The sequence below is a fragment of the Enterococcus gallinarum genome (assembly GCF_021496385.1).
GTDB lineage: Bacteria > Bacillota > Bacilli > Lactobacillales > Enterococcaceae > Enterococcus_D > Enterococcus_D gallinarum.
Genome location: NZ_CP050816.1, coordinates 3,068,370 through 3,080,666, shown reverse-complemented (window position 1 = coordinate 3,080,666; position 12,297 = coordinate 3,068,370). Strand labels below are relative to the sequence as shown.

At 40.2% G+C, this 12,297-nt stretch carries 11 protein-coding genes; 10 read left to right on the top strand and 1 reads right to left on the bottom strand.

Going from position 1 to position 12,297, the window contains the following annotated elements; translation table 11 throughout:
• Positions 1 to 503 precede the first annotated feature (503 nt).
• The 6 genes from HED61_RS14920 to rbsK all read left to right on the top strand — a co-directional run bounded on the left by HED61_RS14920 (position 504) and on the right by rbsK (position 6,616).
• A complete protein-coding gene (locus HED61_RS14920) occupies positions 504 to 1,310 on the top strand; it encodes an alpha/beta hydrolase (RefSeq protein ID WP_219645141.1) in 807 nt (268 codons plus the stop codon).
• Positions 1,311 to 1,637: 327 nt separating this feature from the next.
• Positions 1,638 to 2,663, top strand: coding sequence for a LacI family DNA-binding transcriptional regulator (locus HED61_RS14915; RefSeq protein ID WP_081131946.1), 1,026 nt, complete (start codon positions 1,638 to 1,640; stop codon positions 2,661 to 2,663).
• 232 nt (positions 2,664 to 2,895) lie between these two features.
• Positions 2,896 to 3,813 carry a ribonucleoside hydrolase RihC gene (gene rihC / locus HED61_RS14910; protein WP_219645142.1) on the top strand — a complete coding sequence of 306 codons (918 nt, stop codon included), beginning with the start codon at positions 2,896 to 2,898 and terminating at the stop codon, positions 3,811 to 3,813.
• Between the two features lie 11 nt (positions 3,814 to 3,824).
• On the top strand, positions 3,825 to 5,195 hold the full coding sequence (dcuC, locus tag HED61_RS14905; RefSeq protein ID WP_003125600.1) for a C4-dicarboxylate transporter DcuC: 1,371 nt from the start codon (positions 3,825 to 3,827) through the stop codon (positions 5,193 to 5,195).
• A gap of 4 nt (positions 5,196 to 5,199) precedes the next feature.
• Positions 5,200 to 5,700, top strand: a complete 501-nt coding sequence (locus HED61_RS14900) for a GNAT family N-acetyltransferase (protein ID WP_219645143.1) — start codon at positions 5,200 to 5,202, stop codon at positions 5,698 to 5,700.
• Positions 5,701 to 5,704: 4 nt separating this feature from the next.
• Positions 5,705 to 6,616, top strand: a complete 912-nt coding sequence (gene rbsK, locus HED61_RS14895; protein WP_219645144.1) for a ribokinase — start codon at positions 5,705 to 5,707, stop codon at positions 6,614 to 6,616.
• A gap of 148 nt (positions 6,617 to 6,764) precedes the next feature.
• Here the strand turns inward: rbsK and HED61_RS14890 are convergent, their stop codons facing one another.
• The gene (locus HED61_RS14890; protein ID WP_103300225.1) at positions 6,765 to 7,856 is read right to left on the bottom strand and encodes a GntR family transcriptional regulator; all 1,092 of its coding nucleotides are present in this window, start codon (positions 7,854 to 7,856) and stop codon (positions 6,765 to 6,767) included.
• A 200-nt stretch (positions 7,857 to 8,056) separates the two neighbouring features.
• Here HED61_RS14890 and HED61_RS14885 point away from each other — a divergent pair, with 200 nt between their 5' ends.
• From HED61_RS14885 to HED61_RS14870, 4 genes are read left to right on the top strand one after another with little or no spacing between them, the layout of a single operon-like run.
• A complete protein-coding gene (locus tag HED61_RS14885) occupies positions 8,057 to 8,944 on the top strand; it encodes a carbohydrate ABC transporter permease (protein WP_103300226.1) in 888 nt (295 codons plus the stop codon).
• A 13-nt stretch (positions 8,945 to 8,957) separates the two neighbouring features.
• Positions 8,958 to 9,824 (top strand): carbohydrate ABC transporter permease, encoded by an 867-nt coding sequence (locus tag HED61_RS14880; RefSeq protein ID WP_003125605.1) that lies wholly within the window; start codon positions 8,958 to 8,960, stop codon positions 9,822 to 9,824.
• Between the two features lie 18 nt (positions 9,825 to 9,842).
• A complete protein-coding gene (locus tag HED61_RS14875) occupies positions 9,843 to 11,102 on the top strand; it encodes an ABC transporter substrate-binding protein (RefSeq protein WP_219645145.1) in 1,260 nt (419 codons plus the stop codon).
• Positions 11,099 to 12,142 carry a glycoside hydrolase family 76 protein gene (locus HED61_RS14870; RefSeq protein WP_103300228.1) on the top strand — a complete coding sequence of 348 codons (1,044 nt, stop codon included), beginning with the start codon at positions 11,099 to 11,101 and terminating at the stop codon, positions 12,140 to 12,142. Before HED61_RS14875 ends, HED61_RS14870 begins: the two co-directional genes overlap by 4 nt.
• The last annotated feature ends 155 nt before the right edge of the window (positions 12,143 to 12,297 follow it).

Sequence of the window (12,297 nt, the reverse complement as noted above, 5' to 3'; positions counted from 1 at the left end):
GATAACTACCTAATTGCTACCAGAGAAGTCAGCAAGTTATGGCTTTTTGAGGCAAATCGACCATTTTCGTCAGGAGGCGACCCTTCTGATCGGGTAATTATTTGTTCAACTTATGCCACAGTTTTTTTTATGAAAAAAACAAAAATCTGTTATGTATGATTGAAAATATGATACGATCATATGTAATCGTTTTATTGTGATTGCTGGGAAGGATTATGAACAGGTCTTACAGCAAATGGGATTCTTTTTCCTCGGGATTTTCATGGGGCGATTGCTGCCGAGTACCAGATTGAAGGAGCCTGGAATGAAGGGGCAAAGGACTTTCGATCTGGGATACCTATTCTCAAATTGTCGGCAACCCCTTTGAAAAAACCAAGAGAAATTCGCCATCGATCGTTCCTTGACTTGACAAGTAACTACAGCTGGTCTAAAAATCTAGTATACTCATCTACAAATCAAAGAACCAGTTGTTAGCAAAATTATCATGAAATGAGGCAATTACTATGATCCATGAAGTGATCCAACCGTTTTCTAAAAGTGAAGCAACGCTTACTACCTATGTGATTGACAACTCTGAAGAGATGGAGCAGGATCGGTTGCGACCGGCAATCATTATTTGTCCTGGCGGAGGCTATGAGTTTTTATCAGACCGTGAGGCTGAACCCATAGCAATCAAGATGATGAGTTTTGGGTTTCAGGCATTTGTTCTCCACTATAGTATCAAGCCCCATGTGTACCCATTAGCATTGCAAGAGCTTGCTGCGAGCGTTCAATTGATTCGCCAAAATCATTCACAGTGGCACGTTGATCCGGAGAAAATCATTGTCGCAGGCTTTTCGGCTGGTGGGCATTTAGCAGCAAGTTTGGGCGTATTTTGGCAAGAAGACTTTTTAACAGAAACATTGTCAGGAGCCAATCACGAATGGCGCCCAAATGGGTTGTTGCTAAGTTATCCGGTTCTTTCAAGCGGTGAATTTGCTCATGAAGGGTCTTTCCGTGCTCTTTTAGGAAACCGTTATGAAGAACAAAAGGCGCAGCTTTCCCTTGAAAAGCAAGTAAGTCGCAACACACCACCAACATTTTTATGGCACACATTAGAAGATGGTCTGGTACCGGCAGAAAACAGTCTCTTGTTTGCAAAACAACTGCGTAAGTTTGACATTCCTTATGAATTACACATTTTTCCTAGAGGTGGGCATGGTCTAAGTCTCGGAACCAAAGAAACGGCCAGTGGTGGCGAACACGCCATTGAAGAATCGGTGGTTCGTTGGCCCGAGCTTTTTGCCGATTGGGTTCGATTTAATATTTAGTTAGAACCAAGATCACTCACGCTAAGTATGATTAAACTAAGGAAACGTGTAAAAGAACAGGACCGGACTTCTCGAAACCCAAAAGAACGTCCGGTCATTGTTATGTTTCATGGGTGCTGTATTTTAAAAACGCAATAGGCGCTCTTTACGTAGGCGAATTCCAAATACTCATGTCAGAAAAAATAGCCAATCGTTTGACTCTGAATGTCTTACATAAACAGAGCTATGATAGAATAGAGAAAGGACGAACCTTAAGGACTGGCGTAGAATAAAAGACGAACCTTAAGGACTGGCGTAGAATAAAACAGGAAAGCGAGGAGAAGAAGAGTGAAGATCCGCTTGAAAGATATCGCTGAAGAAGTAGGCGTCTCGATCGCTGCTGTCTCACAAGTCTTAAATGACAAACCGATTCGCATCTCGGAAAAGAAAAAACGCTTGATCAAACAATTAGCGAAGGAAAATAATTATTCGCCTAATATTGCGGCAAAAAGTTTAGTGCTAAACAAAACAAATACGATCGGATTGGTCATACCAGACATCAATAATCCTTTCTTTGCACAATTAGCAAAAGTACTGGAAGACCAGTTGCGAAAAATTGGTTACCTTTTGATTTTAGTCAATTCAGATGATCACTTTGCGGCAGAGAAAGAATTGATTCAATTATTGATCGATCGTAATGTGGATGGACTGTTACTAGCCCTTTCGAGTGAATCTTATACTTACGAAGAAGAGTTGAAAGAGTTTTTAAGCAGTATTTCTGTGCCATTGGTGCTGGTTGATCGAGGGTTGGATAATTTTCCGGTTGGACAAGTGTTTTATAATAATCGACAAGGCGGCTATCTTGCGACCATGGAATTGATCAATAATGGCCATCAAAACATTGGTATTATGATGAACCCCGATAAAAATATCAACTGTATTTATCGCTACCAAGGATATCTGGATGCTCTGAAAGAAGCGCAGCTGCCCCAGCAAGAAAGCTGGCGGGTGGTCACAAAATTTCAGTTTGAAGATGCTTATGACAAAGCAGACCAGCTTTTGAACAATCAAGCAATCACCGGTATCGTGGCGGGAAATGATTTGATTGCTTTAGGGATCATGAAAAGAGCCAAGGAGTTAGGAATCAATATTCCAGAACAAATGTCCATCGTTGGCTATGATAATTTGATTTTAAATGATTTATTAGAAGTACCACTTACTTCTGTCGAACAAGATGTGACAGTTCTGGGAGAAAAAGCAGTTACCTCTTTATTATCAGCGATGAAAGAACAAGCGCCGCGTTATCTTCAATTGACGCCAAAAATCGTACGAAAAAAAAGCGTTGGCAAACGGTTGGAATCAAAGATAGAATGAAAAAGGTAATCGTTGTGTTTATATCAGGAGGTAGCTGTTTAACTGATCAACACAACGATTGTCTAGGTTAGAATTCAGCGCAAATTTATGGAAAGCTTTTTTGTATTCGTTATTGACAGCGCTTTACATAAGTGGTATTCTTTGGGAGAACAAATGATAAAACGTTTTATCAAACGTTTTTATTTTTAGCCAATTGATAAAACGTTTTATCAAAAACGAAAGGGGTTTACTTATGAACAAAGCAGTAATTATTGATACGGATCCGGGAATTGACGATGCAGTAGCATTAGGAATTGGCTTGTTCAGTGATCAGTTAGACGTGAAATTAATCACGACAGTTGCTGGAAACGTAGGGATCAATTATGTGACGGAAAATATGTTGAAGTTGCTGACTTTTTGGAACTTGAAAATTCCTGTGGCCCAAGGCGCAGCTGGACCTTTGCTTCGTGAAGTAAAAGATGCCAGCGATGTTCATGGTGTAACAGGAATGGCAGGGTACGAGTTTCCAACACCAAATCGCAGTTGTTTATTGGAAGAGAGTGCCGTTGAAGCCATGCATCGCACATTGATGGCTTCTGCAGAAAAGATGACGATTATCGCAATCGGACCACTGACTAATATTGCACTTCTTCTTAAAACGCATCCTGAAGTCAAAGAAAGAATTGAAGAATTGGTTTTAATGGGTGGTGCGCTAGGCAGAGGAAACTTTGGTATTTTGTCAGAGTTCAATATCGCGATTGATCCGGAAGCAGCCAAAATCGTTTTTGAAAGCGGTCTTTCGCTAACAGTCGCACCATTAGATGTCGGGTTGAAAGCACTGGTTTATCCTGAAGACAGCGAAAAAATCAAAGACATGAATCAAACTGGAGATATGATGTACCACCTTTTCAAGAAATATCGAGGTGGAAGTTTTGGTACCGGATTAAAAATGTACGACAGCTGTGCTTTAGCTTACGTTCTTTGTCCGGAAATGTTTGAGATCAAAGAAACCTTTGTCGCAGTAGAAACAAAAGGGGAGTATACTTCTGGCGCTACGATCATCGATCTGAACAATAAACTTGGCAAAGAAAAGAATTGCCGTGTCTGTGTCGATGTCGATGAGAATAAATTCAAGGAATGGTTTTTACATGCAATCAGTCAGTGTAAATAGGAGGGGAAAAAATGATTGAAGCAATTTTAGTATTAGTTGTTTTAGGTATCGTTGGTTATTTTATTATTAAGAGTTATAATCCAGCGCTTATTTTGATTATCGGTGCGATTGTCTTATTAGGTGCGTCGGTGGCATTGGGAAATCCTCTCTATCCTGAAGGAGAAGGAACTGGTCTGGCTTTCTTTGATATTTTTCTGAAACTGAAAGACACGATCATCTCACAAGTTAGCTCAGCAGGATTAGTGATCATGATTTTATTTGGCTATTCCGGCTATATGAATTTGATTGGTGCCAATCAAAAAGCGGTCAATATCTTAGTCAAGCCAATGACCAAAATCAAATCCAAAGCGTTGTTTATACCGATTGTTTTCCTGTTAGGAAATTTAATGTCTCTAGTTGTTCCAAGTGCCTCTAGTTTAGCAATTATTTTAATGGCTATTTTGTATCCGCTCTTACAAGGTATTGGAATTTCATCAATGACAGCAGCAGGGGTCATTGCAATGACCGCAACGATCATGCCAACACCATTAGGAGCAGACAATGTGATTGCTGCACAAACGTTGGATTACAACATTCTGACTTATGTGCTGTATCATGCGAAGGTCTCGATCCCAACCTTACTTATTTTAGCTGTTGTCCACTACTTCTGGCAAACGTATTGCGATAAAAAGGAAGGTTCAGAAGCGTTTGTCGAGATGAAAGAAGTTGAAAGTGCGGCGGATGAAAAAGTTGTCCCGACATTTTATGCCATTTTGCCATTATTACCTTTAGTCTTGATCATTATCGTTGGAATTATTGGTATTTTTAGAGAAAATGTGACGATGGACATTTTTGTTTTGACAATGATCTCATTCTTCGTAGCATTGATCATTGAAGGGTTCCGTAAGAAATCATTTAAGATTGCCCAAGAAAGTGCAGTCGAATTGTTCAAAGGAATGGGACAAGGTTTCAGCCAAGTCGTTATGTTAGTAGTCGGGGGTTCCTTATTCACCACAGCGATTCAAAGTCTAGGCGTGATCGATTCTTTGATGAGTGCGGTTGAAAACTCTCAATCTGCCGGTGTTCTAACCACATTGATTTTCAGTGGCGCGACAGCGTTATTTGGTATTTTGAGTGGTGGTGGATTAGCCATGTTCTATGCTGTGATCGAGCTGATTCCCAATATTGCCCAAAAAGCCGGTATTGATGGTATCTTGATTGCGCTGCCAATGCAAATGATTGCTAACTTAGCGCGGACGATTTCACCAGTTGCAGCAGTTGTCATGATCGTTTCGTCATCGATTGGTGTGAGTCCGGTTCGTTTGCTGAAACGGACCAGTGTTCCTACGATCATAGGAATTATCCTAGTAGTTGTCTTGTCGCTGTTGTTACTGCCTTATTGATTTGATGGATAAGTTAATATATGCATGCCATGAAGAACTGGATGAAATTTGGCAGTTGTTTGTTGATGCAAAAAAAAATATGGAGACACAGGGGATCTGCCAATGGACAAGCAGATACCCTGATAAGGAGATCGTCAAAACAGATATCTGTAAAAAACAATTACTGATTCATAAAAATGAATCAGGAGAAATCGTTAGTGCAGGAACCCTTAGTCCAGAATTTTTGGCGCACGAAGAGAGTCATGGGTATAATGAACATACAAAATGTATCCAAAGGCTCGTGACAAAAGCATCAGAAATGGGGAATGGGTTGGGCTCGGCTTGGGTGAAAACTTGTCTAAGAGACTTTTGTAAAGCAGGGGATGCCATTTATTCTCTGACCAACCATACGAATAAGCCGATGCAGCACTTATTTGAGAAAACCGGTTTTTCTTTGATAGAGACAACTTCTGTTACGGGTCGCGAAGCGTTTGGCCCGTTCTATATATACAAAAGAAATAGGTGATTTAGTGGGTAAAATAGCAGTTTTGGGCAGTGTGAATATGGATATTGTTATCACGACTGGGCGAATGCCAAAAATTGGCGAAACGATCATAGGAGATCAAATTGATTATTTTGTCGGCGGGAAAGGGGCCAACCAAGCAGTTGCAGCCGCCCGTTTTGGCGGAGCAACGACATTCTTAGGAAAAATTGGACAAGATACGTTTGGGGAAAAAGTCTATCGACACTTAAGTGAAGAGCAACTGGATGTTCAGTCAGTTGCACAAGAAAAAAATATCTTTACTGGTATCGCAAGTATTTTTAAATTACCGCAAGATAATTGCATCACTGTAATCTCCGGTGCCAATGGACTGGTAGATCGTGAATATGTAGATCAAATAGCTGATAAAATCATAGAAAGCGATGTTTTGCTGGTACAAATTGAGATTCCGGTAGATACGCTTCGGTATGCGTTACAGCTCGCAAAGGAAAATGGCGTGACAACACTACTGAATCCCGCACCTTATCATGATATCGTAGGGGAATTACTGCCTTATGTCGATATCTTAACGCCAAATGAGACGGAATTTGCCGCATTGATCGGTAAAGAATTGATCCCTGAACCTGAAATCGAAGCAACGATTCTAGCTTGGCAGCAAACGCACGCTACCAAATTGGTAGTGACACGAGGCAGTCAAGGGGTAAGTTTCGTTGATTCCGGTAAAATCGTGACCGTGGCATCAAAGAAAGTGACCGTCGTTGATACTACCGGTGCAGGAGATACCTTCAATGGTATCTTAGCGGCTGCATTAAGTGATGGGGTGCCGTTTAAAGAAGCGGTCGTTTTAGCGAATCTTGGTGCAGGACTTTCTGTTCAAAAATTAGGTGCCCAAACGGGGATGCCTACAAGAAAAGAAGTCGCAGTCATCGAGAATAACTAAAAGGAGGACTGTCTAGTTTAAAGAATGACAGCTATCCCAATAAACACACCTCTGTTCTGACTCGTTCAGCGAGTCAGAACGGAGGTGTGTTTTTTTGTCTATTTGTAGTTGGATCGCTAATGTACTGCTTCGATAGAGGATCAGACGATCATCTAGAAATAACGGAATCTCCTTCAATCAACCGATAGCCGAGGTTGATCTTTTCAATCGTATCAGGATGAGCAATTTTTGTCAGTAAAAGATCAATGGCATGCTTGCCGATGGCTGTTTGGTCTTGCTCGATATGAGTGAAAATAAAAGCATTCAAGTCAAAAATGTTGACGGTAGGATGGTCAAAGCAAACAACTGAAAAGTCATGTGGGACTTGCTTTCCCAATTGTTCGATCGCACTCTTGGCAAGTAAAGCAATATTGTATTCTGTGGTAAAAAGAGCTGTGATCTCTGGGTTCTTTTGAAGAAAGGCTACGATAAGTGCCACATCATCTTCGATCTTGCGAGAAGAACTGGGGACCACAGAGTCGATCCTCGACAAGATCTGCTTTTGGCTGACAGCCCGGTTGGCATCCACATGCGCAGAGAGAAAACCATTGACTCGTTCATCAATCGTTGAAACACTGCTATCGGAAGTAATCAAGCCAATCTTGTCATGGTGTTTGGCAAAGAGATAATTTGTCAATTCTTTTGCAGCAGCAAAGCTATCCGTTTGCACACTGCAGATCGGCAAATTTGCCATCAGACGATCAATTACAACGATCGGGAAATTTTTAGAAATCAATTCTAAGATTTTTGGCGAGGTATATTCTGATGATGTCGGCAGTAGGATCAAACCCTGAATGCCCATTTCAATCAATTCTTGGATCAACTCATTTTCGCGATCAGGATCACCATAACTGATCTTGACGATGAAATTGATTTCTTCAGCATTTGTTTCTAGAACTGTTCGCAGTATTTGAGCGCCAAAAAAGTCTGTAAAGTTGGTGATGATCAATCCGAAAATGAGTTTGTTCGGAACAATGTCTGCCTTCTTATTTGTGACAACGACAGAACCTTTTCGAGGCTTTCTGACAATGTAGCCATCCTCTTTTAACAGATCCAGTGCTTTTTTGACCGTGATCGTACTAACACTATAGGTAGTTGATAATTCTTTTTCAGTAGGCAGTGTGTCATTGATTGCGACCGTGCCTGTTTCGATTTGATGTTTCAAATCTTCATAAATCGTTTGGTACAAAGGTTTACTCATGCATGCGCCTCCATTTCTCAAAAAATAAAAGAACTATTTATGTATATATTAAATATATTATATTAATAAAGCAAGCAGTTTAATCAAAAAAACTTTTTATGAAACCGTTGACATATCCTTTTTAATTCTATATAATTCGCTTGTAAAGATATTTAATATATTAAATAGTTTTATATTATATTTAATAAGGGGGTTAATAAATGGAGTTAGGAAAGAAAAAGAGAGGGATCAATGAACAGCAAAACATTGCCTATGTATTTATTCTGGTTCCTGTTCTTCTACTAGTTGTTTTTGCAATTATCCCGATAGTGATGGCACTTTTCTATAGTTTTACCGATTATACGATCATTGAAAGCCCCAATTGGATCGGTTTAAAGAATTTCACGCGTATCTTTCAAGATGAATTTTTCTTTATTTCATTAAAGAACACTATCGTCTACACCTTACTGTATGTGCCATTGGGATTAGTCGTCTCTCTAGCAGCCGCCATGTTGCTGAATCGCAAAATGAAGACCACCAGTCTTTTCCGAACATTTTTTTACTTGCCAGTCTTATGTTCATCGGTGGCTACAGCAACCATTTGGTATTGGCTCTTAAATCCACAGTATGGTTTGCTCAATCAGTTGCTTGGTTTGATTGGAATCAATGGTCCAGCTTGGCTGTATAGTTCCAATTGGGCGATGACTGCAATCGTCATTATGAGTGTCTGGATGAGTTTTGGCGGAAACATGATGATTTTCTTGGCGGGTTTACAAGGGATCAATCCTGCTCTTTATGAAGCAGCAGATATTGAAGGCGCAAATGCGTGGCAAAAATTTAAGAGTATCACTTGGCCCCAATTATCCAAAACAACATTCTTAGTTAGCACACAATTGATCATCGGCGCTTTCCAAGTATTTGACCAAGCCTATATGCTGACAAAAGGCGGACCTGGAAATTCCACAATCACCCTTGTTTACTATATTTATAATAAAGGATTTGGTGGACTAGAAATGGGGTATGCTTCTGCGCTGTCATTTATCTTGTTCATGATCATTTTCATTTTTTCACTGGTGAATATGCGTTTGACCAATACAGAAACAAACTAAAGGAGAAAAAACGATGGCTAAAACAAAACATATGCAGTCATTCATCTGGTATTGCTTGGTGATTCTGATCAGTTTGACAACGGTTCTGCCGTTTATCTGGACCTTGTCGACATCCTTTAAATCCGATAGCGAGATTCTCAGCGGATCGATGCAAATCATTCCAAGCCACTTTACTTGGGATCATTATAAAGAAGTTTTTGAAACGATGCCTTTCTTAAACTATTTAAAAAATTCATTGATATTAGCACTTGGGGGTGTAGCGACAAATTTATTTTTTGGTTCATTAGCTGGTTATTCTTTTGGTCAGCTGAAATTCAAAGGGAAGAAACCAATCTTTCTCGTTTTTCTAGCTTCAATGATGGTTCCAAGTATTGTCACAATGATTCCAACCTTTATTGTGCTTCGCGGATTCCCGTTGGCTGGAGGGAATGATCTAACTGGTACTGGTGGGTTAGGATTGATCAATTCCTATTGGGCAATCCTGCTTCCCGGAGCAGCAGGAGCGTTCTCGATTTTCTTTATGAAACAATTCTTCGAACAATTACCAAAAGAACTCGGAGAAAGTGCTCGAATCGATGGTGCAAGTGAGTTCAAGATTTTCTGGAATGTTTATTTTCCGCTAGCAAAACCTGCTTTGACAACGCTAGGTATTATGACTTTTCAAGCAGGCTGGAATGCCTTTATGTGGCCGATGATTGTCTTGAATGCAGATGAGATGAAAACGGTCCAAGTTGGACTGGCAGCTTTCCAATACAACTACAATACAAATTATGGTCCATTGATGGCAGGAACGATTTTGGCAACACTACCTGTTTTAGTTCTATTCATTTTTGCACAACGAAATTATGTACAAGGCATGGCAGATGCCGGTATCAAATAAAACGAAGGAGTGAATGTGATGAAAAACATAATCAAAGGATTGCTGTTAGTAGCAACGATGACAGTGTTAGGTGCATGTGGTGGAGGCAATGATCAGGCAAGCAATGATGGAGCTGGCGGAAAGCAGAAAATCACTTTTTGGGGTTCTTGGAGTGGTGACCAAGTCGATCAGCTCAATCAATTGATCGAACAATACAATGATAGCCAAGACAAATACGAGGTAACCTATAAAGTTCAAGACAACGTTGAAGAAAAGCTGCTGACCGGAATGGCGGGTGGCGAAATTCCAGATGTTATCTTGTGGGATCGCGTCAATACAGCGATGTATGCCAAAAAAAATGCCTTATTGGATCTAGATGATTTGATCAAAAAAGACAATGTAGATATGGGCGATTTTTATGAAGAAACTGTCAAAGAAATGCAATACGACAATAAACAATATGGAATCCCACTTTTAGTAGACAACCGCTCTCTCTTTTATAACAAAACATTACTGAAAGAAGCTGGAGTAGAACCACCAAAGACTTGGGATGAGTTGTTGGATGTTGCGAAGAAAACAACAAAATGGGATGGAAAAACGTTAGTGCAAGCTGGTTTTTCTCTTGATGACGTTGGATTGTTCAATATGTGGTTGCAGCAAGCTGGCGGAACCATGCTGAACGCTGATAATACTGCCACTGCTTTTAATTCTGAGGCAGGAATGACCGTTCTTGATTTCTGGGATCAATTAATGAATCAAGCGAAGGTCTATCAACAAGGATTTAATGATGGATCTGATGCATTTGCAGCTGGTAAAGTTGCGATGGCCTATAACGGACCTTGGGCATTAGCAGATTATGATAAAGTGGATGGCTTGGATTATGGGGTCGTCCCTCCAGTAACTGGACCAAATGGGGACAAAGGGGCGTTGACGGGTGGCTTTGGTTTAGTGATTCCCAAAACGGCCAAAAACCAAGAAGCTGCTTGGGACTTTATTAAATGGTGGACGACCAACCCAGATATCGGTGTCGAGTTTGCAAAAATTTCCACTTGGCTACCAGCAAATATCGAAGCAGCGCAAAATACCTACTTTACTGAAAATGAGAAGTACAAAGCTTTTGTGGAAACCATGGATTTTGCTAAAATTCGACCAACTGTTATGGGGTATTCCGATGTCGAAAAACTAGCCCTTATTCCACAATTAGAAAATGTCTTTTCTGGAAAAACAACGCCGCAAAAAGCACTAGAAAATGCTCAACAACAAGGTGACAAAATATTGAAAGAAGGATCAGGAGAATGACCGATTTTAACAAGTATGCCGATCTTGCACAAACAAGTATCGATTATTTCTATCAAGCAGCTTCCAAAGAACAATTTATGAACAACGTTTATCCATTGCGGGATGAGAAAGAAAATGAAACCTTCAATTACTGGTGGATCGCGCATTTAGTGGATGTACGCATTGATGCTTATCTGCGGACCAACGATACGGCTTACTTGCAGCAAGCAGAAGAAACCTATCATTACAATAAAGCAAGAAACCATAACACATTGCTGCATGAATTTTATGATGACATGTTGTGGAACGCATTAGCTGGATTACGTTTGTATGAATTGACTAAGAAAAAAGAATACCTAGCTGACGCCCGAGAAGTATGTCTGGATATTTTTGATACTGCTTGGAATGATCATATGAATGGCGGATTTGCTTGGAAACGCACGCAGCTTGACTATAAGAATACACCTGTAAATGCACCAATTATTATTCTAGCATTACGTCTGTATCAAGTTGAAGCCAATGAACGCTATCTGACTACAAGCCAACAGACACTAGAATGGATGAAAAAATATTTGGTACAGCCGGACACACAATTCGTAGAAGATGGTATCAATCGTAACGGCGATGGCAAAATCGATGTGCAGTGGCAATTTACTTACAACCAAGGGGTCTATATTGGAGCATTGATAGAATTTTATCATGTGACTGACGATATTTCTTATTTAAAAGATGCAATCACTTGTGCCAAAACATCCTTTGAAGTTATTGGTAAAGATGGGGTCTTCAATGATGAAGGAGATGGTGGTGACATTGGATTGTTCAAAGGCATTGAATACCGTTATTTGAATCTCTTAGTCAAAGAAGCAGAAAAAGTGGGCTTAGACATAGCCTCCATCAAAGGATTTGTGACATCCAGCTGTGAACGCTTGTTAGAGCATAGTCAGAAGGAAGGACATCTGTTAGCTTACCGAGACTGGTTAGTCGCAGAAATTCCAACTAGTGTTTTCTTGTCTGACCAATTATCAGGGGTCATGGCATTAGAAAGTGCTGCAATCATTTAAAGTTTGAAGAGAAATATCAGTAGACAAAGCGAAAGGACTGGCAGCAGATTTTCAAGATCAGCGAAGGTTGGTTCATTCTTAGCAAATCGGGCATCGGATGGAGGATTGAACAGTCTTGAACATCAACTACCCGAAGCTTCTCGTTGCAGAAAAAC